Source organism: Sulfitobacter sp. W027, assembly GCF_025143985.1.
Lineage (GTDB): Bacteria > Pseudomonadota > Alphaproteobacteria > Rhodobacterales > Rhodobacteraceae > Sulfitobacter.
This window is the reverse complement of sequence record NZ_CP083564.1, coordinates 864,912-885,998: the sequence shown is the minus strand read 5'-3', so window position 1 is coordinate 885,998 and position 21,087 is coordinate 864,912. Positions and strand designations below refer to the sequence as shown.

Annotated in this window: 17 protein-coding genes and 2 tRNA genes; 5 read left to right on the top strand and 14 right to left on the bottom strand. The window is 61.7% G+C overall.

Annotation, left to right across the window (positions count from 1 at the left end; translation table 11 throughout):
• The first annotated feature begins 66 nt into the window (after positions 1-66).
• Genes K3759_RS04410 through dtd form a run of 3 tightly spaced genes read left to right on the top strand, consistent with a single transcriptional unit; the run spans position 67 to position 2,301 of the window.
• Positions 67-1,179: a TFIIB-type zinc finger domain-containing protein gene (locus tag K3759_RS04410; protein WP_259984496.1), complete on the top strand. Its 1,113-nt coding sequence runs from the start codon at positions 67-69 to the stop codon at positions 1,177-1,179.
• Positions 1,176-1,853, top strand: a complete 678-nt coding sequence (locus K3759_RS04405; RefSeq protein WP_259984495.1) for a nitroreductase — start codon at positions 1,176-1,178, stop codon at positions 1,851-1,853. Before K3759_RS04410 ends, K3759_RS04405 begins: the two co-directional genes overlap by 4 nt.
• A gap of 1 nt (position 1,854) precedes the next feature.
• Complete coding sequence (dtd, locus tag K3759_RS04400) at positions 1,855-2,301, top strand: D-aminoacyl-tRNA deacylase (protein ID WP_259984494.1); 447 nt, start codon at positions 1,855-1,857, stop codon at positions 2,299-2,301.
• A gap of 188 nt (positions 2,302-2,489) precedes the next feature.
• Here the strand turns inward: dtd and K3759_RS04395 are convergent, their stop codons facing one another.
• The 5 genes from K3759_RS04395 to K3759_RS04375 form a co-directional block, all read right to left on the bottom strand.
• The gene (locus K3759_RS04395) at positions 2,490-2,750 is read right to left on the bottom strand and encodes a hypothetical protein (RefSeq protein WP_259984493.1); all 261 of its coding nucleotides are present in this window, start codon (positions 2,748-2,750) and stop codon (positions 2,490-2,492) included.
• A complete protein-coding gene (locus K3759_RS04390) occupies positions 2,740-2,982 on the bottom strand; it encodes a DUF1127 domain-containing protein (protein ID WP_259984492.1) in 243 nt (80 codons plus the stop codon). Before K3759_RS04390 ends, K3759_RS04395 begins: the two co-directional genes overlap by 11 nt.
• 261 nt (positions 2,983-3,243) lie before the next feature.
• Positions 3,244-5,124 carry an acyl-CoA synthetase gene (locus K3759_RS04385; protein WP_259984491.1) on the bottom strand — a complete coding sequence of 627 codons (1,881 nt, stop codon included), beginning with the start codon at positions 5,122-5,124 and terminating at the stop codon, positions 3,244-3,246.
• A gap of 148 nt (positions 5,125-5,272) precedes the next feature.
• Positions 5,273-7,081: an ABC transporter transmembrane domain-containing protein gene (locus K3759_RS04380; RefSeq protein WP_259984490.1), complete on the bottom strand. Its 1,809-nt coding sequence runs from the start codon at positions 7,079-7,081 to the stop codon at positions 5,273-5,275.
• Positions 7,082-7,244: 163 nt separating this feature from the next.
• Positions 7,245-7,318, bottom strand: a tRNA-Gly gene (locus K3759_RS04375).
• 166 nt (positions 7,319-7,484) lie between these two features.
• Between K3759_RS04375 and K3759_RS04370 the strand changes: the two genes are divergently transcribed.
• The gene (locus K3759_RS04370; protein ID WP_259984489.1) at positions 7,485-8,426 is read left to right on the top strand and encodes a YihY/virulence factor BrkB family protein; all 942 of its coding nucleotides are present in this window, start codon (positions 7,485-7,487) and stop codon (positions 8,424-8,426) included.
• On the opposite strand, the gene K3759_RS04365 is transcribed toward K3759_RS04370, so the two are convergent.
• The 6 genes from K3759_RS04365 to K3759_RS04340 form a co-directional block, all read right to left on the bottom strand.
• Positions 8,417-8,998: a hypothetical protein gene (locus tag K3759_RS04365; RefSeq protein WP_259984488.1), complete on the bottom strand. Its 582-nt coding sequence runs from the start codon at positions 8,996-8,998 to the stop codon at positions 8,417-8,419. The two genes, K3759_RS04370 and K3759_RS04365, sit on opposite strands and share 10 nt — an antisense overlap.
• Positions 8,995-11,235, bottom strand: coding sequence for a xanthine dehydrogenase family protein molybdopterin-binding subunit (locus K3759_RS04360; protein ID WP_259984487.1), 2,241 nt, complete (start codon positions 11,233-11,235; stop codon positions 8,995-8,997). The genes K3759_RS04365 and K3759_RS04360 overlap by 4 nt, the downstream gene beginning before the upstream one ends.
• A 2-nt stretch (positions 11,236-11,237) precedes the next feature.
• A complete protein-coding gene (locus tag K3759_RS04355; RefSeq protein ID WP_259984486.1) occupies positions 11,238-11,696 on the bottom strand; it encodes a (2Fe-2S)-binding protein in 459 nt (152 codons plus the stop codon).
• A 122-nt stretch (positions 11,697-11,818) separates the two neighbouring features.
• Positions 11,819-13,000 (bottom strand): hypothetical protein, encoded by a 1,182-nt coding sequence (locus K3759_RS04350; RefSeq protein ID WP_259984485.1) that lies wholly within the window; start codon positions 12,998-13,000, stop codon positions 11,819-11,821.
• A 94-nt stretch (positions 13,001-13,094) separates the two neighbouring features.
• On the bottom strand, positions 13,095-14,531 hold the full coding sequence (locus K3759_RS04345; protein ID WP_259984484.1) for a TolC family outer membrane protein: 1,437 nt from the start codon (positions 14,529-14,531) through the stop codon (positions 13,095-13,097).
• 124 nt (positions 14,532-14,655) lie between these two features.
• Entirely contained in the window at positions 14,656-15,309 is a 654-nt protein-coding gene (locus K3759_RS04340; protein ID WP_259984483.1) for a protein-L-isoaspartate O-methyltransferase, read from the bottom strand.
• A gap of 143 nt (positions 15,310-15,452) precedes the next feature.
• On the opposite strand from K3759_RS04340, the gene K3759_RS04335 reads away from it, so the two are divergent.
• Positions 15,453-15,526 (top strand) — tRNA-Cys (locus K3759_RS04335).
• A gap of 116 nt (positions 15,527-15,642) precedes the next feature.
• Here K3759_RS04335 and K3759_RS04330 read toward each other — a convergent pair.
• The 3 genes from K3759_RS04330 to K3759_RS04320 form a co-directional block, all read right to left on the bottom strand.
• Entirely contained in the window at positions 15,643-17,268 is a 1,626-nt protein-coding gene (locus K3759_RS04330) for an alkaline phosphatase family protein (protein ID WP_259984482.1), read from the bottom strand.
• 105 nt (positions 17,269-17,373) lie between these two features.
• Complete coding sequence (ptsP, locus tag K3759_RS04325) at positions 17,374-19,617, bottom strand: phosphoenolpyruvate--protein phosphotransferase (protein WP_259984481.1); 2,244 nt, start codon at positions 19,615-19,617, stop codon at positions 17,374-17,376.
• 161 nt (positions 19,618-19,778) lie between these two features.
• Complete coding sequence (locus K3759_RS04320; RefSeq protein ID WP_067935742.1) at positions 19,779-21,017, bottom strand: aspartate kinase; 1,239 nt, start codon at positions 21,015-21,017, stop codon at positions 19,779-19,781.
• Positions 21,018-21,087: the final 70 nt, after the last annotated feature.

Here is a 21,087-nt window from a genome sequence, read left to right as displayed (position 1 = left end):
AAGGTCTGGCCCATGCCCCCCAAGGCCGCTAGGCTCCGCCGCGATTGACCTTGCAAAGCATATCTCATGTCCGCCACCGATCTGCCCCCTGCCGCCCCGCTTGAAGAGCACCGTTTCCCCTGTGATACCTGCGGCTCTGACATGCGCTTTGACCCGGCGCAGTCCCTGCTGATCTGCGACCACTGCGGCAATGTTGAACCGATCGACGGCACAGGCCGCCACGCCCATGCCATCGCCGAGCAAGATTTTCGCGCAGGCTTGCAGGCCGCGCTGCCCGCCGTCGAGATGGAAGAGACCCGCGTCACCACCTGCCCCAACTGCGCGGCGGAGGTGGAGTTCGAGGCTGGCAAACACGCCACCGAATGCCCCTTCTGCGCCACGCCAATCGTGGTCGATACCGGCACCAACCGTCACATCAAACCCCGCGCCGTGCTGCCCTTCGCCCAATCCGAAGAAAGCGCCCGCAGCGCGATGAAAGACTGGCTGGGCAGCCTCTGGTTCGCGCCCAATGGCTTGCAGCAATATGCCCGCAAGGGGCGGAAAATGCAGGGGATTTACGTGCCCTACTGGACCTATGACGCGCAGACGGCCTCCAGCTATCGCGGCGAACGGGGCACGGTCTATTACGTCACGCAAACGGTCATGCGCGACGGCAAGCGCGTGCAGCAGCAGGTGCCGAAAGTGCGCTGGCGGGCGGCCTCGGGCCGGGTGGCGCGGTTCTTTGACGACGTGCTGGTGCTGGCCTCCCGGTCTCTGCCCAAGAAACACACCGATGCGCTGCACCCTTGGGACCTGTCCGCGCTGGAACCCTATGCGCCCGAATACCTCGCCGGTTTTCGGGCCGAGGCCTACGGCGTCACGCTGGAGGAAGGCTTCGTTCAGGCCAGCGCCCATATGGACCGGGTGATTGAACGCGACGTGAAGTTCGACATCGGCGGTGACCGTCAGCGCGTGCATGACATCAACACGCAGATCAGTGACGTGACCTTCAAACATATCCTACTACCGGTCTGGCTGGCCGCCTATAAGTACCGTGGCAAGACCTATCGCTTCGTGGTTAACGGGCATTCGGGCAAGGTGCAGGGCGAACGCCCCTATTCCGCAATCAAGATCGCCTTTGCCGTGGTGCTGGGGCTGATTGCCGCCGCCATCGTTGGCTATTTCATGGCACAGCAATGACCCAGAGTTACGACCAGTTTACCGACCTCTTGCAGACGCGCCATTCCTGCCGCGCCTTTCGGCCCGACCCGCTGCCGGAGGAAACCATCACCCAGATCGTTAGCGCCGCACGCCATGTGCCATCGTGGTGCAATGCCCAGCCATGGCAAGTGACCGTGACGCGGGGCGCTGGCACAGAAGCCTTCCGCGGCGCACTCCTCAAAGCCGCGAGCGAGGGCGCCCCGGTTGAACCCGATCTACCATGGCCCAAAGGCTACTCCGGCGCCTATGCCGAGCGGCGGCGCACCTGCGGGTTCCAGCTCTATGATGCGGTGGGCATCGCCAAGTCTGACCGCGAAGCGCGTAAGGCGCAGATGCTGCGCAACTACGCGCTCTTTGATGCGCCGCATGTGGCCATCGTGACCTCCCCTGCCGAGCTTGGCCCCTATGGCGCGATGGATTGCGGCGGCTTCGTCACGGCCTTCACCCTCGCCGCCACAGCGCTTGGCGTGGCCAGCATCCCGCAGGCTGCCATCGCCGCCTATGCGCCCTTGGTGCGTGAGGTGCTTGACCTGCCCGAAGATCGACTGGTGCTCTGCGCTATCTCCTTTGGCTATGCAGACAGCGACCACCCGGCCAACGCCTTCCGCACCGAACGGGCGACCCCCTCAGACATTATCGATTGGAAAGACTGACATGCGCGCATTGCTGCAACGGGTGACCGAGGCGTCGGTCACGGTCGAAGGTGAGATCATCGGAGAGATCGGACACGGCCTGCTGATCCTCGTTTGCGCCATGCCCGAGGACACGGAAGAAACGGCAGAGAAGCTGGCGCTGAAAATCTCGAAACTGCGGCTGTTCAAGGATGAGGGCGGTAAAATGAACCTGAGCCTCGCTAAGACCGGCGGCGCAGCCTTGGTCGTGAGCCAGTTCACCCTCGCCGCCGATACCTCACGCGGCAACCGACCCGGTTTTTCCGGCGCGGCAAAGCCCGACATGGCCGAAACGCTCTATGCGCATTTCGCCCGCAGCCTCACCGCCTTGGATATTCCAGTTCAGACGGGGCGTTTCGGCGCGGATATGTCCGTGGCGCTGGTCAATGACGGGCCGGTGACCCTTTGGCTCGACAGCGCGGCACCTTGATCGAAAGCGGGGAAAGCATGGGCCGGCAAGCTTGGGAGGAGGTAAGCTTGCCGGCCGGTATAACGGGTCCGGGAGGAGGACCGTTAAAATGCGGTGTCAGATCAACCCGGGGAGGAACGGGGTCCGACGCCTGACAATGCGGCGCTCAGAGCGCGACATTGATTCCTGAAGGGTGCAAGCCTGCGGGCTTACAGACCGTCGTATTCTTCGGTGACCAGCGCTTCGGCGTGCTGCGGGATCTGGTTGCGTTCGATGCCCGCGCGTTCCAGCTGCTCGTCGCTCATGCCGTTCAACACGGACTGCATACGCGAAATCTGCATCTGGGTGACGCCACGCGCCAGCATGTTGCCCACTTTGCCCGCAGCGGTGCCGAGCGCACCGAGGACCGGTGCCGTCGCATCCCGCAGGGAGAAACCGTGAGGGGCGGATAGGGTGTTGTTATACTTCATAGGTCTGTTCCTTCAAAAGTTCTTCCGACGCGAGACGTCGGATGTCACACCGCGCGATGCCGATATCCGACAGTTCGCGATCACTCAGTGCGTTAAGTTCTGTGAAAGTTCGGTTGTAAGCTGCGCGCCGGGCCTTCATCTGGGCCACACGACGGCGCAGGCCGTCATAGGTGTGGTGAAGCCCATCGAGCGCGGAGCTCAGGGTGGTGCCACGTGAGATTGCCATCGTCATAAGCGCAACTCCTTTCAGAATGCTGCAAGTGCATTATTAATGCTGCAATGCAGAAGTAGTACGCTCTGACCGTAGTTTGAACCCGCAGAATTTGCATAGGCGCTATGCCTGACGCGAAAGGCCGACCTCTAACTATAGGCAAAATAGCCCAAATTTTTTGCGCCGACACACAGGAATTGTGCATCGGCGCAACGCAGCGGGGCTGCAATCTGGATATTTAGGGGGGATGGGGGCAGTTTAGCCGCCCCGCCTTTGCGCAGCTTAGCTCGCAGGCTCCCACGGGCGTGTATAGACGCTGAGCACTTTGGACACGTCATCATGTGATGCGCCGTTCATCGTGACCTTGGCCACCAGCCCGCGCTTTTTGTCGTCGATCACGTCGGTCACCCGCGCGGCGCACCCGGCCTGCTCAAGGCTGCCGTTATAGACCCGCGTAATGGCATCCTTGCGCAGATCGGGTTTGAAAATCTTACCGACAGCGGTCTTGGGCAGTTCATCCATAATCTTGAGGTGTTTTGGCTGGGCCGCGCGTTCTGCCACTTTCTCACGGGCGAAAGCCAGCAACTCTTCCTCGGTCACATTGGCGCCGTCCACCAGTTCGACAAAGGCGCAGGGCACCTCGCCCGCATGGGCGTCGGGCTGACCGATGGCCCCGGCAAAGGCGACAGCCTCATGGCCCAAAAGCGCCTCCTCAATCTCAGCCGGGTCAATGTTGTGCCCGCCGCGAATGATCAGGTCTTTGGCGCGGCCCGTGATCCAGATGTAGCCATCAGCGTCGATCCGACCCAGATCGCCCGTGCGCAGGTATTTGCCGTGGTAGAAGAGGTCTTTGTTCTTCTCTTCTTCGACATAGGTATGGCCCGCGAAGACGCCGGGGTTCGACACGCAGATCTCGCCGATCTCATCGACATCCGCATCAATCGGCCCGTCCGCCGTGCCCTTGATGATCCGCACATCCGAATAGGGAAAGGCGATGCCGATTGAGCCCACCTTTTTGACACCATCCGTTGGGTTGCAGGACACAAGGCAGGTCGCCTCGGTCAAGCCGTAGCCTTCGACCAGCGTGACGCCGGTGGCCTTCTCAAAGCGGCGAAAGAGCTCCAGCGGCAGCGGGGCCGAGCCGGAGAAGGCCGTTTTCACGGTGCTGACATCCGCATCAATCGGGCGCTGCATTTTGGCCGAAATCGCGGTGGGCACGGTGATGATGAAGGTGATCTTCCATCGTTCAACGAGCTTCCAGAAGTTGTCGAACACCCCCTCGCCGCGATAGCCCTGCGGCGTGGGGAAGACCACATGCGCGCCAGAGGACACGGCGGCCATCAGGATCACATGGCAGGCAAAGACGTGGAACAGCGGCAACGGACACATGATATTGTCCTGCTCACTGAAGAGCAGACGATGACCCAGCCAACCGTTGTAGATCAGCCCGGAGTATTTGTGCTGCGCCACCTTCGGCATCCCGGTCGTACCACCGGTATGGAAATAGCAAGCGACGCGATCCTCTTGCACGTCCTCGAAGTTGAGCGATGTGTTTTGTTTGGCGATCTCGGCGTTAAAGTTGAGGTATTTCGCCTGATTGTTCACCATCCCCTTGGGCCGGACCAGCGGGACGATCCAGCTTTTCGGCGGGGTGAGATAGCGGACCAGATCGACTTCGAGCACCGTATGCACCTTGGGCGCAAGCTGCACCGCCTCGGCAGTCTTTTGCGCCACATCCGTTTTCGGGAAAGGCCGCAGAGTGACGACGACCGATGCGCCAACTTCGCGCAGGATGGCCCCGATTTGTTCGGCATCCAGCAGCGGGTTAATCGGGCTGACAATCCCGGCCACGGCACCGCCCAACAGGGTGATCGTCGTCTCGATACAGTTCGGCAGCACATAGGCCACCACGTCTTTTTCGCCCACGCCAAGGCTGCGGAACAGGTTCGCGGCCTGCGTCACACGGCCATGCAGCTCTTTCCACGACAGCGTTTCCGCCTTGTCCTTGGGACCTGAGAAAATCTGATAGCTGACGGCGTTGTGGTTGGGGAATTTCGCGGTCGTATTGCTCAGCATCCCGTAGAGCGTCTTGGCCACGTCGCGGTCTTCCCACGGCATTTCCGCCGCAATTGCATTGCGGTCCTCGATCCCGGCGAATGTCATGGTGTCTCCTCCCCTATGCCGGTGTTCCGGCTTATTCTCCTCGCGCCAGATTGCGGCGAAACGCGCCGTTTCGCAAGCAATCGGCAACAACAAACGCAACGTCACACGAGGGTGACGTAACGCCGGGGTTGCGCGGATCAAGAATGGTTCAGGCGGCGACGGCCCCATCGGTGAATTGCAGCCGCGCCAAACGTGCGTAGAGCCCGTCGCGCGCCACCAGTTCGTCATGGGTGCCGATGGCCGCGATGCGCCCGGCCTCCATGACCACGATGCGGTCGGCCTTTTTCACGGTGGCGAGACGATGTGCGACGATCAGCGTGGTGCGATCGGCACTCAGGCGGTCCACAGCAGCCTGCACCAGCCCTTCGCTTTCGGAATCCAGTGCAGAGGTCGCCTCGTCCAGCAGCAGAACCGGTGCGTCGCGGAGAATAGCACGGGCGATGGCGATACGCTGTTTCTGCCCGCCCGACAGCATTACGCCGCGCTCGCCCAAATAGCTGTCATAGCCTTCTGGCAGCGCGGTGATGAACTCATGTGCCGCTGCCGCGCGGGCGGCCTCCTCAACCTCCGCGTCACTGGCGTCCGGACGCCCAAAGCGGATATTCTCGGCAGCCGTGGCGGCAAAGATCACCGGGTCCTGCGGAACCAGCGCCACGGCGCGGCGGAATTGATCCCGCGCTACGTCGCGTAGGTCGACACCGTCCAGCGTGATCCGACCCGACTGTGGGTCATAAAACCGCAGGATCAGCTGGATGATCGTCGTCTTCCCCGCGCCCGAGGGGCCGACAAAGGCCACCGTCTCGCCGGGGCTGATTTCAAGGTCGATCCCATCGAGGGCCGCGACATCGGGCCGGGCGGGATAGGTGAATTGCACCTTCTCAAAGGCGATCTTACCCGCGACCGGTTGCGGCAGTCTGACCTGCGCCTCATGGGCCGGGTCTTTCACCGTGTCTTCGGTTTGCAGCAGGTCCACCAGCCGTTCTGTGGCGCCTGCGGCGCGCTGCAACTCGCCCCAAATCTCAGACAGGGCGGCGACCGCGCCCGCCACCATGACCGCATAGATCACGAATTGCACCAGTGCGCCTGCGCTCATCACATCAGCGCGCACATCGCGCGCGCCGATCCATAGCACGCCCACCACGCCCGCAAAGACCAGAAAAATCACGATCATCGTCATCGCGGCACGGGTTTTGATGCGGCGTTGCGCGGCGTCGAAAGACGCTTCGGTCATCTGCGCGAACTGGCCCCGGCTTGCCGCCTCATGGGTGAACGCCTGTACGGTTTGCACCGCGCCTAGCGTCTCCGAGGCATTGCCCGAGCTGGCAGCGATCCAGTCTTGGTTCTCACGGCTCAGCACGCGCAGGCGGCGGCCCAGCGTCAGGATGGGGATCACCACGGCAGGCACAATCAGCAGAACCAGTCCGGTAAGCTTGGCCGAGGTCAGCAACATCAGCCCCAACCCGCCTACAAAAATCAGCAGATTACGCAGCGCGATGGAGACCGAAGACCCGATCACAGACAGGATCAGCGTGGTGTCGGTCGTGATCCGGCTCAGCACTTCGCCGGTCAGGATACGCTCATAGAAAGAGGGGCTCATGCCCACTACCCGGTCAAACACCGCACGACGGATGTCGGCCACGACCCGCTCGCCCAACCGGGTGACCAGCGCATAGCGCAGCCCGGTCCCCACGGCGAGCAGAGCCGCAATCAGCAAGGCGGCGACGAAATACTGGTCGAGCAACTCGCTTTCGCCCGTCCCGAAATTATCGATCACCCGGCGCACGGCCAGGGGGAGTGCCAGCGAGATCATAGCGGTCAACACCAACGCCGCTCCGGCCGCAGCCATCAGCCAGCGATAGGGCACCATGAACGGCATCAGCGCCGCCAAAGCCCCGATCCGCCGCGACTTTTCACGTTCATCTTTGGCGGTCGGTGCTGGGGTTGGAGTGCGGGCCATGGGCTTTCCTTTGTCTTTCCACATCGGTCATGGCGCGGGGGCTGGGCGGGGTCAAGCGTGTCCGCCGCGATGGGGACAATCTGCCGCCCCCGCCATGGGCCAGCGGACGGACGCACTCAGCGCTGCTGCCGTCATAAAAATCGCATCGGGGGGGGGGGAGAAGTGGAGCGGGCGGCGGGAATCGAACCCGCATCATCAGCTTGGAAGGCTGAGGTCTTACCATTACACAACGCCCGCGCTACGGTTTCCTCCTATTTTATCGCTTAGGGACCGTCAAGTGGAGCGATGCATCTTGCGCGGGATCAATTGCATGAGCCTGCTTTCGCCCGCCCTCCGTTATCAAGGTGGTCGCGAAGCCAAAGGGGCACTAGCTTTACCTCACAGACTGCAATGAGGCATGGGAATGGACGGCAGACCGGCTCACGACCAGAAGCGCGAAGTGGTGATGACCCACGGTGTTCTTAGCGAGAACCCCGAGGACCTGTTTCACGGCACCGGCTTGCGGGTCGCGCGCGCAGTTTTGCACGAAGCGGTGCTGCGTCTGTGGAGCGATGATGCCTTTGGCATGGCCGGAAACGTGGCCTTTCGCGCGCTGCTGGCAATTTTCCCGTTCCTGATCTTCACCAGTTCGCTCACCGCCTTCGTCGGCGACCGGTCGATGGCCGATGACCTGATCCATTTCCTGATCGCCATCGTCCCCCCTGCCCTGATCGAGCCGATCGTGTCGGAGGTGGAAAAGGTCATGACCGTGCCGCGCGGTGATTTGCTGAGCGTGGGTATCCTGCTCACCGTCTGGTTTGCCGTGGGCGGGGTTGATGGGGTGCGCGTGGGCCTGAACCGGGCCTATGGGCTGCGCGAAACACGTTCAGTTTTCACGATCTATGCGGTGCAAGTGGTGATGGTGCTGCTGGCAAGCCTGATCCTTGTGATCGTCGGATACCTGCTGGTGCTGGCCCCGCGCGCGGGGTCTTGGTTGCATATGCTGATGCCGGGGTTTGATCCGGGGTCGGTGACCGTCGGCCTTGTGCGCTTCCCGGTCTCGGCGACGATCCTGCTGGTGGCGCTATTTGCCGCCCATGTGATCCTGCCTGCCCGTCGCACCAAGTTTAACAACATCTGGCCCGGCGTGGTGGCAACCGCCGTCGCTTGGACCCTGCTTGCTGTGCTCTTTTCGTCCTACCTGCGCAGCTTTGCCACCTATTCCAGCTATTACGCGGGCATGGCCGGAATCATTGCGGCGCTGTATTTCATGTATCTCGCGGCACTGGTGCTGATCTTTGGCGGGGAGCTGAACCGCGCCCTGCGCATCCGCAGATTGGCCCGCGCGATGAGCGATCAGCCCTGATCACCTTCACAAGGCGTGCCCGCTGCGCCCCAGACCGTCACATCATGCACCAGCGCATCGAGCGATCCTTCGGGCACCGAGCGCCCCGCACCGGGGGCGAAACCCCAGTTCACAAAGGCCGAGCTTTGCAGGTGGTCGACCAGAGAGGCGATGTCATGGCCGTCATTGGTCTCAGGGTCGCGCAACTGGGTGCAGACCTCTGCCGAAGATTTACCGAACCACGCCAATTCCACCGGCGGCAGCCGCCAGGCATCGTCGATATGCGGTGGGGCATGGGGCACGGTGTTCGCAGCGGCAGAGGTGACGTGGCAGGCATTGCAGGGAATGCTTTCGGCCCCGATCCGGCTTTCGCCTGCGCGCACGTTCATGCCGTGCACCGCCTCAGGACCATAGCCCAATGCCTGCCACATCGGCTGGCCCTCTTCGCCTACATGGCAGTTGGTGCAGCGTGGGTGCGAGGTGACAGTAAAGATCCGATCCCAAGCCGCCAGCCCCTCGACGCGGTTGGGATCGTCCTGCGCGATCGCAGGGGTGGCCAGCATCAGCGCGGCACAGATGGAGAGGTATTTCATGCGAAATCCACGGATTTGGAGAGGGGGAGTTCACGGATCCGTTGGCCTGTGGCAGCAAAGATCGCATTGGCCAGCGCCGGGGCGGCGGGCGGCACGCCCGGCTCGCCGATGCCGCGCAGCTTGCCGCCGTTCTCCAACCCGCGCACCTCGATCTTCGGCGTCTGGTACAGCCGCAGCCCCTCATAAAGGTGATAATTGTCCTGCTGCGGCACCCCGTCGCGATAGGTAAGCTCGCAGTTCATCGCATGGCCCAAACCCCAGATCACCGCCCCGGAGAGCTGCGCCTCAAAGTTCACCGGATCCATCACGCGGCCCACTTCGGCGGCGACGAAAACCCGGTCAATCTTGAGGCCCGCGTCGGTCTGGCTGACCTCGACCACCTCGGCCACCGGCACGCCAAAGGACAGGCAAAACGCCAGCCCCCGACCCCGCCCCGGCCCGAGGTCAACGCCCCAATCCGACATCTCGCCCACGGCCTCCAACACCCCGCGCGAGGGCGCATGGGTGCAAAGACGCAGCCGTTCCTCCAACGGATCGACGCCTGCGGCATGGCACATCTCATCCATGAAGCTTTCATGCAGGAATCCGTTGCCCGAGGCCCCGACAGAGCGCCACGAACTCACAGGCACCATCGCGGGCACCCGGTGGCCGGTCACGCGGTAGTCGGGGATCGCGAAAGGCTGATCCCACGCGCCCGCAACAATGGCGATGTCGGGGCCGAAAACCGGCTGGTTGAGCCGCGCCATTTGCGATTCCGCCGTTGAGGGCGCAGCGATGGCCAGATCATAGGCCGCAATCTGCCCGTCTGTGACTTTGCCACGTGCCCGAGCCATGGCCAGCGGGCGGGGGAAGTCATGGGTGAAATCCTCTTCACGCGACCAGACCATCTTGATTGGTGTGCCCGGCATCTGCTGCGCCACTTCGACGGCACGCAGGGTATAGTCATCCTCAAGCCGCCGTCCGAAACTGCCGCCTGACATCAGCACATGGATATGCACGTTCTCGGCGTCGATCCCGGTCAGCGCGGCCACATTGGCCTGCATGAAACGCGGGATTTGCGTGCCGGTCCAGATATCGACGCGGCCCTTCTCGAGCTTCACCACCACGCTCATCGGCTCGAGCGGGACGTGGGCAAGATAGGGAATGCGATATTCGGCCTCCAAAACCTCACCATCAGAAAGCGCCGCTTTTACATCGCCGTCATCGCGAAACCGACTGTCTTGTCGGTCGTCGGTGAAGGATGCGGCAACAGTCTCGAACTGCTCTGCCGTATCGCCAATATAGGGCGACGGCCCCCAGTCACAGTCGACTGCCTGCACGGCTTGAAAAGCGCGCCACGTATTGTCCGCCACCACGGCCACCCCGCCGGTGATCGGCAGCACGGCCTGCACGCCACGCATCTTTTCGGCACGGCCTGCGTCGAACCCCATGATCTCCCCACCCTGCGCCGGATTGGTGCGGGTGGTGGCGTAGAGCATCCCTTCCATCGCCATGTCGATGCCATAGGTCTGGGTGCCGGTGGATTTGGACAGAATATCGGTACGCATCTGCGTCTTGCCCAGATGCCGCCATTCGCTGGGATCGCGCAGTGTCACCTCGGTCACTGGATCAATGTCTGCCGCGGCGGCGGCAAGGTCTTGATAGGTCAGTCGCATGCCATCAGGCAGCACCACGGCGCCCGCTTCGGTCTTGAGCTGATCACGATCCAGCCCGGTCTGCGCCACGACGGCGGCCAGCAGCGTTTCACGTGCCACAGCCCCGGCCATGCGCAGGCGGTCATACATATCCGGCACGGTAGAGCTGCCGCCGGTGAGTTGCAGGCCCAGAATTTTCCCCGCCACATCCGACGCCCCGCGCCCGGTGCGCGCCAGCAGTGTTTCGGAGGTCGCGGCAATCGGCATCGCCTCAACCCCGACCACGCCATTGTAATAGACCGGCGAAGGGGGGCCGGGCGTGATCTGAACTGTGTCGAGATCGACATCCAATTCTTCAGCGATCATATGGGCTTGGATAGAGTATGCTCCCTGCCCTACATCAGCGCGCGGGGTGATTAGGGTGACACCGCTGGCATCGATCTTAACATAGGGCGTGATCGCCGCCGCGCCGGGGGGCAGCCCCTCTAGCAGCGGATTCTTCAGGTCACGTCTATAGAGGTAGGTGCCAAAGGCGACGCCCCCGACGATGGCCGCAGAGCCGATGATGAAACTGCGGCGGGTGATGGTGCGCAAACGCGACATGTTCAGGCCCCCCGCAGTCGGGCGGCGGCGCTGTGGACGGCGGCGCGGATGCGCGGGTAGGTGCCACAACGACAGAGGTTCCCGCTCATCGCCGCGTCGATCTGATCGTCGGTCGGATCGGGATTGAGATCAAGAAAAGAGGCCACTTGCATGATTTGCCCCGATTGGCAGTAGCCGCATTGTGCCACTTGATGCTCGACCCATGCTGCCTGCACCACATGGAGCGCCTCGGGCGTGCCTAAGCCTTCGATGGTGGTGACGTTTCCGTTCACATCCGCCGCCCGCAGTTGGCACGACCGCACGGCCAGCCCGTCAACATGTACGGTACAAGCGCCGCATTGCGCGATGCCGCAGCCGTATTTAGGACCGGTGATGCCCAACTCATCGCGCAGGACCCACAGAAGCGGCATATCGTCTTCCACATCCACTTCGTGGACCGTGCCGTTTATCGTCAATTCCATCGGTGATCCTTCCGCCCTGTTGCGTCTAATGTAAACGGCGGCGCATATGTCGCAAGGCCACGCGAGGCGGGTCGCGTAGCGTCATCTCGTCAAAGTCTGGCGCGGGGATGCTGCCAGTCCGGTTATTCGAGGTCTTGGGCCGTGAGCGCACGGTGAATTTCGCGGCGCACCAATTTGCGCACGTTGCGGGTGATCCGCTCGCCCAAGGCACCTTGCAACTCAGCGCGAACGATCTCTGTCACTAAATCGCGCAGCGCCTCTTCGTCGAGGAACTGGTCATCGCCGGCCATACCATCGTCTTGCGCAGGGGCGGCATAGCCGAATTCCGGCGCGGTCGCAGCCGGGTCGGCCACGCGGGGGCCGCTGTCGGCAAAGCGCCGCACCTGCTCTTCGAGTTGAGGTGTTGACGGCTGCGGACGGCGCGGGCGTGGTGCAGGCTCCTCTGCCTCTACCGTGGCGGTATCGGCGATCGGGGCCTCCGCAATCTCCGGAGTCTCCGGGGTTTCAAACTCGACATCGTCTTTCCATTCCATCGCCGGAGGTTCGGTGCCGGAATAGTCGTTGTCACCGGGGCTGTCCGGGTCCCAATCGTCAGAAATCTTGCCAATCGCCGTTTCCAGCGCGGCCAGCTTGTCGCTGCGGGTGCCACCGGTGGCCTTAACCACCGTCTCAGCCACGGTTTCGGCCTCTGCTGCCGCTTCCTGCGGGGGGCTGCTGTAGTCTTCGGCATGGAGGTCGCTGGGATCGTCATGCAGCATGTCGTAGTCCAAGGGCGACACTTTAGCAGGCTCAGCAGCGGTGGGCTGCGGGCGGTCTTTGCCATCCGAAGTGGCCACGCGCAGCGCCGGGGTCAGCACCAAACGATCGCTGGATGCACCCGGCGCTTTCGCGGCAGGCGCTGTGGAGGGGCGACGGGCAGAGACAAAGGGACGCTCTGCTTTGTGAGAGCTGTTGTCACCTTCTGCTTGCATGGCTTGGGTCAGGGGCAAAGGACGCGGTGCGGCCTCTAGCGTTTTGCCGGCTGCCTCCTGCCCGCTCAAGGAACGCATCGGGCTGGCAGAGGCAGAACGAAGCGACAGATGCGGCGTAAAATCATCTGGCGATACGGTTTCCGAAGACCCTCCGCGCGCGCTCTTGAACTCGCCCTCTTCGCCCGCCTGCGCCGCGCGCGGCGGCGCGGCAGCTTCGGGGGCGGTTTCCTTTACGGGGCCAGATGCTTGCAGGGGACGCTTATCTTCAGACACCAATCGGCGAATCGACGACAGGACGTCTTCCACCTCCGCATTTGTGACGGGTTCGGACATATTTCTCTACCACTCTTTCCTCGCGGACAGCTTAACCGCGTGGGGGGATTCTCACAATGGGGCGGTGCAAAATGTCAAAGCGCCGTGCAAAGCGTCAGTCTTTTTGCAGCGCGCGCAGCACTCGATCAAGCGCTTGGCCCTCTTTTGAGTATTTAGCGGGGCCGTCCTTAACAAGGTTGTAATAGGCCCCCGCATCGTAGATCTGCACCGGCAACTTGAGGTCCAATGCTGTCAACTGACCTGTCGCCGCCAGCACCGAATAGGCCGCCACATAAAGGTTTGCGCGGGCCGACACGCGGGTCGACTCCGCATCCAGCAAGGATTGTTCGGCGTCCAACACATCCAAGGTTGTACGTGCGCCGAGAGTGGCTTCTTCGCGGACCCCCCGGAAGGCGATCCGCGCGGCGCGGATTTGCCGGTCAGAGGCTTCCAACTGCGCCCGGGCCGAGGCCAGCGCGGCATAGGCATTGCCTACTTCCTGCTCCACATTCCGGCGCACCACATGCAGATTCGCACGCTGCGCATCTCGCTGAGCCATCGAACGGCGCACAGCCGAGGAAAGCGCCCCGCCTTGATAAATGGTCTGTCCGACCTCCACCCCAACGCTGCCGCTGCGGGTATAGGCGTCGCTGTTGAAGGTCTCATTCAAGCCGTATTGGCCGTTCAGCGTAATACGCGGCGCCATCGCGGCCTCATTGGCCTCCACCCCCAGATCGGCGGCGGCCACCTGATGCTGCGCTGAGATGATTGACGGATGCTGGCGCACGGCCAAAGCCTTGGCCGCGGCGAGGTTGCCACCAACATTTGGCAGGCTCGGTGGCTGGCTGAGATTGCCGGGTGTGCGGCCCACGGCGTTGCGATATTCTTCGACCGCACGGAGCAGAGCCCCCTCCGCCCCGGCGAGACCGCTGCGGGCATTCGCAAGCTGCGCTTCGGCCAGAGCCACATCGGTACGGGTCACTTCGCCTACGTCAAAGCGATCCCGCGCGGCGCGCAGTTCTTGGGTCAACAGACGCAGGTTGTTGTTGCGCAGCTCCACCGTTTCTGAGGCTTCGATCACCCCCATATAGGCCGCAACAGCGCGCAACAGCACCTGCTGCTCAAGGTTCACAAGCGTTTGGCGGGTGGCCAGCACGGTCTCTTTCGCGGCCTCAATCCGATAGGCGCTGGCACCGAAGTCATAGATCAACAGCTCGCCGATGAGATTGATCGATGCCCTAAGGCCTTCCGTCGATTGAGCCGCCAGTAGGGAGGAGGTGCGCGTGGTACCAAAGCTCTGCGTGAGCCCCGCCGCCCATCGCAGCACGGGTTTCAGCGTCGATTTCGCTGCGGCTACATCTTCGTCAGCGGCGCGCAAAAGCGCTCGGTTCTGTTCAAGCAGGCCGGAGTATTCATAGGCGCCGACCAGCGCATCGGCCAAAGTCTCGGCCGAGGCCACGCGCGGAAAGGCAGCCCCGCCTGCCAAAGCAAGGCTCACCGGCACCGCGATGGCAAAACGTTTGAGGGATTTTGTGAAACTATTCGCGCTCATGGCTCAATGCCCCTGAATGGCTTTTATAGACCTTTTTGACCGGCCCAAAGGCCCGACCGGGACGGGTGCCCCTACCCTGAAAGCGGAGTGGCGCCCGATATCGGCCGGTGCGCCATGCTTCCACTTACAGCTGAAATTCTGCCTGACGTTCAAAGCCACGCAGCACCGGCGCACCGGCGTTGAACTCGGGCCGCCAAGACACCTGGCCGCCCCGTTTATAGCCCAGACGCACCTCGCCCAGACCCCGATCCATAAAGAGACAGGCAATGCGCCCACCCTCTTTCACCTGTTCCAACAAGGCTTCGGGCACTTCGCCCACGGCACCTTGGATAATGACCACATCATAGGGCCCATGCTGCGGCGCGCCTTCAGTCAGCGGGGCGACATGGACGATCACGTTATCCGCCCCAGCCTGCGCCAGCGCTTCCTGCGCTTCGGCGGCCATGGCCTCATCCTCTTCGACGGCAACGACGGCTTCGGCCATATGCGCGATCACGGCGCTGGAATAGCCCATGGCGCAGCCGATATCGAGCACCAGTTCGTCATTGGTGATGTCGAGATGATCAAGCATCTTAGCCAGAGTGCGTGGATCAAGCAGCACACGATCCTGCCCGAGATCGAGGTTCTCGCCCAGATAAGCAGCCTCGCGCTGCGCCGCCGGCACGAAGTCTTCGCGCTGCACGGTCAACATCGCATCGATGATCGGGAACTTGGTCACATCCGAAGGACGAACCTGCGTATCTACCATGGTTATGCGGCGGGCGGCGAAATCACTCATCAGCTAAACTCATTCGTTCAGGGTGTTTGGAGAATGGTGTGCCACATCGCCGGGCCAGCGGCAACGCCCTGACCGCATTTTCGCACGCATATGGGTCTTGCGGCGCTCTTCGTGATCCGGTAGCAGTGCGCCAACCACCGGACGGCGAGTTGGCGGAGTGGTTACGCAGCGGATTGCAAATCCGTGTACACCGGTTCGATTCCGGTACTCGCCTCCATTTATCCCATCTAAATATATTTGTTCACTATAGGTAACGTCGCTGCTGACATCTGTCATGCTTCGCCATTCGACCTCTTTCACCGTTGGTATTGCTAAGCACTAGGACTATTACCCTTATTTCTCACCCCGCGCCGCCGCCGCCAAGACCTCGCGCAGTTCATCCTCGTTTCGGTACCCGATCAAGATACCCGCCTGTGCCTCCCCAATCGTGGCATCTTTCCCCGCGATCTGCGCGTCCGATATGGTCGTCCGCTGCGAAGTTCTGCGCGCCCAGTCGAAAAACAGACGCTCCATGCGGGCGATTACTGGTGCATGGGCCGGGTCGGCACCCAGATCGGTCAACTCATCGGGGTCAGCTTTTAGGTCAAAGAGCATCGGGCGAAATCCTTCGGCAAAGATGTATTTCCACCGCCCGTCAAAGAGCATCGTCAGCTTGGCGTCTTTCACCTCGACCCCGAGCCGCTTGCGCACATCGCGCTGCGCATAGTCGTATTCCGATACCGCAAAGTCGCGCAGCTTGTCAGCTTTCCCGTGGAGCACAGGTATCAAAGACCGCCCCTCGATGATATGGGGCACCGAGGCGCCGCCGAAATAGTCGAGGATGGTGGGCACCACATCAATCGCTTCAACCAGCGCAGAGGATGTCACCCCGCGTGTGGCGTCGGCCTCGAGGCTGGGGTCGACAACGATTAGCGGGATGCGGGCCGAGGGATCGTGAAAAAGCTCCTTTTCACCCATCCAATGATCGCCGAGGTAGTCTCCATGGTCCGAGGTGAAAACGATCATCGTTTCATCCGCAATCCCCTGTGCCTCGACAAAAGTCATTAGGCGGCCGATCTGGTCATCCAGCTGCTTGATCAGCCCCATATAGGCCGTCAATACGCGGGTCCGGGCGGTGTCATCGCTGAAGGCCCGCGACACGCGCTCTTCCATGAAAGCACCGTAAACGGGATGTGGATCACGCTTTTCTTCGGCGCTTCGTACCGGGTTCAAATGGCTCTCGGGTCCGTAGATATCGTGATAGGGCGCGGGCACGATATAGGGCCAGTGCGGCTTGATATAGCTCAGGTGAAGGCACCACGATTTATCCCCGGCCTCGCGAATAAAATCCATCGCGCGCCCTGTAATATACGGCGTCTCGCTTTCCTCATCTGCGGCGCGGGCCGGTTTGTCGGCATGATCCAGAAACCAACCGCTTAAGATATTGCCGTCTGCGTCTTCGGCACTGTTGGAGACCGTGTGCCAAGGGTTCTTGTCCGCCCAACCGCGCTCTTTCATATGGGCATCATAGGCCGCGTTGCGGGCATATGGCCCCCCATCAGGATGCAGCCCGTCGTCCCGCTCATAGGGTTCGAAACCACATTCCGAAATCAGCACGCCAATCTCACTGTCAAGTGACAGGCCAAGGCGACGCAGCCCTTCGATATCAGCTGTCATATGGGTTTTGCCGCAGAGTGCCGTGCGCACGCCCAAAGGACGAAGATGATCCCCCAGCGTCATCTCCCCCACCTTCAGCGGGATGCCATTCCACGTAGATCCATGCGAGCTGACGTAGCGCCCCGTGTAGAAGGACATGCGCGAGGGGCCGCAAATTGGCGATTGCACATAGGCGCGGTCAAACAGAACCCCGCGTGCGGCCAGCGCGTCTATATTGGGCGTATGCAGATGCGGGTGCCCCGTACACGAGAGGTAATCCCAGCGAAGCTGGTCGCACATGATGAAAAGAACATTTTTGGGCATAGGTCCATCTTACCTGCAGTGACTGTCCGACAGGATCATCCACGGACCGGTTCGTTTTGCAAAGGCTTCCCTTGGTGACAGCCTACGCCCAAGTAGCAGCACCGATTATTGCTGATGTTGCTGGCGCACATAGTCCATTACCGCGCCGCGCACCGACATATCGCCCCGTTCGCGCGCCGCATGGATGACCTCACGCACATCATCAAGATTGCAGCGCCGCAGCAGGCTTTTGACCGGTCCGATAGAGGCCGGGCGCATTGACAGCGTCTTCAGCCCGATGGCCGCAAAACAAAGCGCCTCGACAGGACGGCCCGCGTCCTCTCCGCAGAAGGACAGCGCCGTGTCGGTCTCGGCACAGCGTTCAACGATGCCTTCTAGGAAAGTCAGGAACGAGACATTCAGCGTATCATAGCGCCGCCGCACCCGCTCATTCTCGCGGTCAGCGGCAAAGAAGAATTGCTTTAGATCGTTGCCCCCGATCGAGAGGAACTCAACCTCTTCAAAGAATTTCTTCGGTGCGAAGGCGAGGCTGGGGGTCTCAAGCATGGCGCCGATTTCAAGTTTCTCCGGCAAAACATGGCCTAAGATACGCTCGCGCTCCATCGCCTTGTCGACCTCAGCACGGGCGGCGCGGAACTCTTCAAATTGGGCGACGAAGGGGAACATCACCGCAAGGGGCCGCCCTGCCGCGGCGCGGATCAGAGCCTGCAGCTGCATCCGCATGACGCCCGGTTTGTCCAAGCCCACACGGATCGCGCGCCAACCCAAGGCCGGGTTTGGCTCGTCATTGGGTTTCATGTAGGGCAGCACCTTGTCCGACCCGATGTCGAGCGTGCGAAACACCACCCGGCGGCCATGTGCGGCATCCAACACGCGGGCATAGAGCGCGGCCAGCTCGGTCCGGCGCGGCATCTGGTTACGCACCAGAAACTGCAATTCCGTGCGGAACAGCCCCACCCCTTCGGCCCCCGACCCTTCGAGCGAGGGCAGATCGGCCATCAGCCCGGCGTTCATCTGCAGACTGATGATCCGTCCGCATTTCGTTTCAGCCGGTTTGTCGCGGATCGAGGCATAGCGTTCCTGCGCGGCGGCCTGCATCGCGATTTTGTCGCGAAAGGCGGTGGCCACGGTATCGTCGGGGCGCAGATGGACCACGCCCTGTTCCCCATCCACCATGATATGATCGCCATTCAGCGCGTCGTTGGTGATGCGGCTTGCATGGACAATCAGCGGGATCGCCAGCGCACGCGCTACAATAACCGCGTGCGACCCGACGGAGCCGCCTTCCAATACGATGCCGCGCAGCGTCCGCCCGTAATCCAGCAGCTCCGCCGGGCCGATGTTGCGCGCCACAAGGATCGGATCGACGGGCATCTCTGCGCCCGTGTCACTGCCCTGCCCCGTCAAATGCCGCAGCAAGCGGTTCGACAAATCATCCAGATCCGACAGTCGCTCCCGCAGATAAGCGTCATTGACCTGCCCCAGCCGGGCGCGGGCCATGGATTGCTCCTTCTCGACCGCAGCTTCGGCGCTCAGCCCGCTTTGAATATCCTCCACCATGCGCCGCATCCAGCCTTTGGAATTGGCGAACATGCGATAGGCTTCGAGCACCTGTTGCTGCTCTTTGTCGGCGGTAAGGTTTAACAATTGGTCAACGCTGACACGCAACTGATCAACCGCTTCGGTCAGGCGCTCAGTCTCGCGTTCGGGATCGTCAGCGATAGGGTTGGAAACCACGACACGCGGCTCATGCAGCCAGACATGGCCCTCGGCCACACCCTCCTGCCCCACGGTGCCGCGCAGCAGCACCGGCTGGCTGTGCCGGGCCGACATCGCCGCGCCTTCGCCCACAAAAGCGCCAAGCTCGGCCATTTCGGCCAGCACCATGGCCACGACCTCAAGTGCATAGACCTCATCCGCCGAAAATTCCCGCGCGACTTTGGACTGCACGACCAGCACGCCCAGTGTCTCACCCAACCGCTGGATCGGCACGCCAAGGAACGAGGAATAAATCTCCTCCCCCGTCTCTGGCATAAAGCGGAAACCGGCGGCTTGCGGGGCATCGGGCGTGTTGATGACCGTGCGCCGTTTGGCGACCCGACCCACCAGACCTTCGCCCAGTTTCATCCGCGTTTCATGTACCGCCGCCTCGTTCAGACCTTCGGTCGCACAAAGCTCAAGCGTGTCTTCATCACGGAACAGATAGATCGAGCAAACTTCGCAGCCCATAGAGTTGGCGATCAACTGGGTGATCTTATCCAGCCGCGCTTGGCCCGCCACATCACTGGCCATCGCATCGCGCAGCCGCCCCAGCAGCTTGCGGCTTTCTGTTTCAACCCGTTCGGCCATATGATCTGGTCCCTGTCCCTCTGGAGCAGGGTTTAGCGCACTCGCGCAAGGATAGAAATGCTATTCGCGACATACCCTGCATCCTCTGCCAGCATATCGGCGGGATGCTGCAGTTTTACGCAAGGCGCAACCTCGCGTAAAACCCATTTGATCGCAGAGGCTTAAGCGGCTTTATCCAGCTCGAAAGCATCATGAAGCGCCTGCACGGCCAGCTCCATATACTTGCGGTCAATCAACACGCTGATCTTGATTTCAGAGGTGGTGATCACCTTGATGTTGATCCCCTCATCCGAGAGCACCTTGAACATCTTGGCGGCCACGCCGGTGTGGCTGCGCATGCCGATGCCGACCACGGACACTTTGGCCACACCCTTGTCGGCGATCAACTCTTGGTAGTTGATGATGCCGTCTTCATGGGCTTTCTCCATCGCCTTTTCGGCGCGGATCACCTGATCGACGGGGCAAGACCACGTCATATCGGTGCGACCTTCTTCGGCGATGTTCTGGACGATCATGTCGACGTTCACGCCACCCTCGCTGAGCGCGGTAAAGATCGTCGCCGCGATTCCGGGGCGGTCTGCCACGGACACCAAGGTCATCTTTGCCTCATCACGGGAAAACGCGACCCCGGCCACCACATTGCTTTCCATGATTTCCTCCTCATCGCAGACGAGCGTCCCGGCATCGTCAGATTGTTCTTCGAAACTGCTCAACACCCGCAGTTTAACCTTGTAGCGCATCGCCAGCTCGACCGAACGGGTCTGCAAAACCTTTGCCCCGAGAGAGGCCAGTTCCAGCATCTCTTCAAAGGAGATCTTGTCAAGTTTGCGTGCTTTGGATTCCACCCGTGGGTCGGTCGTGTAAACGCCATCCACATCGGTATAGATATCGCAACGTTCCGCATCAAAGGCGGCAGCAAAGGCGACAGCCGTCGTGTCCGATCCGCCCCGGCCGAGCGTGGTGATCCGGCCCTGCGGGCTGATGCCTTGGAAACCTGCGACCACGGCCACCTTCATGCCTTCGCCGAACTTGGCGTTGATGTTGTCTGTGGGGATCTCTTCGATTCGCGCGGCGGAATGGGCATCGGTGGTACGCACCGGCACCTGCCAGCCTTGCCAGGAGCGCGCGGGCACATCCATTTCCTGCAAGGTCAGCGCCATCAACCCGGCGGTAACATTCTCCCCGCTCGACACGATGGCATCATATTCGCGCGCATCATAGAGCGGTGAGGTCTCATTGACGAAGCCCACCAGCTTATTCGTCTCGCCCGACATGGCCGAGACGATGACAATCACGTCATAGCCTTTGGCAACCTCGACACCGACGCGCTTTGCCGCGCGGCGGATACGGTCCAAAGTGGCGACCGAAGTCCCACCGAATTTCATAACCAGAACAGGCATATTGTCCCCCGCGCAACAGTCCAGCGCGGTCTAAGCCCACGGCACGGCAAGGGCAAGCCTATTTAACATG

What these genes read in the sequence shown, in the direction of transcription:
- K3759_RS04355 (WP_259984486.1), bottom strand. Translation starts at nt 11,696, where the DNA reads ATGGAATTGACGATAAACGGCACGGTCCACGAAGTGGATGTGGAAGAC.
- K3759_RS04345 (WP_259984484.1), bottom strand. Translation starts at nt 14,531, where the DNA reads ATGAGCGCGAATAGTTTCACAAAATCCCTCAAACGTTTTGCCATCGCG.
- dtd (WP_259984494.1), top strand. Translation starts at nt 1,855, where the DNA reads ATGCGCGCATTGCTGCAACGGGTGACCGAGGCGTCGGTCACGGTCGAA.
- K3759_RS04320 (WP_067935742.1), bottom strand. Translation starts at nt 21,017, where the DNA reads ATGCCTGTTCTGGTTATGAAATTCGGTGGGACTTCGGTCGCCACTTTG.
- ptsP (WP_259984481.1), bottom strand. Translation starts at nt 19,617, where the DNA reads ATGGCCGAACGGGTTGAAACAGAAAGCCGCAAGCTGCTGGGGCGGCTG.
- K3759_RS04390 (WP_259984492.1), bottom strand. Translation starts at nt 2,982, where the DNA reads ATGACGATGGCAATCTCACGTGGCACCACCCTGAGCTCCGCGCTCGAT.
- K3759_RS04360 (WP_259984487.1), bottom strand. Translation starts at nt 11,235, where the DNA reads ATGTCGCGTTTGCGCACCATCACCCGCCGCAGTTTCATCATCGGCTCT.
- K3759_RS04410 (WP_259984496.1), top strand. Translation starts at nt 67, where the DNA reads ATGTCCGCCACCGATCTGCCCCCTGCCGCCCCGCTTGAAGAGCACCGT.
- K3759_RS04380 (WP_259984490.1), bottom strand. Translation starts at nt 7,081, where the DNA reads ATGGCCCGCACTCCAACCCCAGCACCGACCGCCAAAGATGAACGTGAA.
- K3759_RS04350 (WP_259984485.1), bottom strand. Translation starts at nt 13,000, where the DNA reads ATGTCCGAACCCGTCACAAATGCGGAGGTGGAAGACGTCCTGTCGTCG.
- K3759_RS04405 (WP_259984495.1), top strand. Translation starts at nt 1,176, where the DNA reads ATGACCCAGAGTTACGACCAGTTTACCGACCTCTTGCAGACGCGCCAT.
- K3759_RS04395 (WP_259984493.1), bottom strand. Translation starts at nt 2,750, where the DNA reads ATGAAGTATAACAACACCCTATCCGCCCCTCACGGTTTCTCCCTGCGG.
- K3759_RS04340 (WP_259984483.1), bottom strand. Translation starts at nt 15,309, where the DNA reads ATGAGTGATTTCGCCGCCCGCCGCATAACCATGGTAGATACGCAGGTT.
- K3759_RS04365 (WP_259984488.1), bottom strand. Translation starts at nt 8,998, where the DNA reads ATGAAATACCTCTCCATCTGTGCCGCGCTGATGCTGGCCACCCCTGCG.
- K3759_RS04330 (WP_259984482.1), bottom strand. Translation starts at nt 17,268, where the DNA reads ATGCCCAAAAATGTTCTTTTCATCATGTGCGACCAGCTTCGCTGGGAT.
- K3759_RS04370 (WP_259984489.1), top strand. Translation starts at nt 7,485, where the DNA reads ATGGACGGCAGACCGGCTCACGACCAGAAGCGCGAAGTGGTGATGACC.
- K3759_RS04385 (WP_259984491.1), bottom strand. Translation starts at nt 5,124, where the DNA reads ATGACATTCGCCGGGATCGAGGACCGCAATGCAATTGCGGCGGAAATG.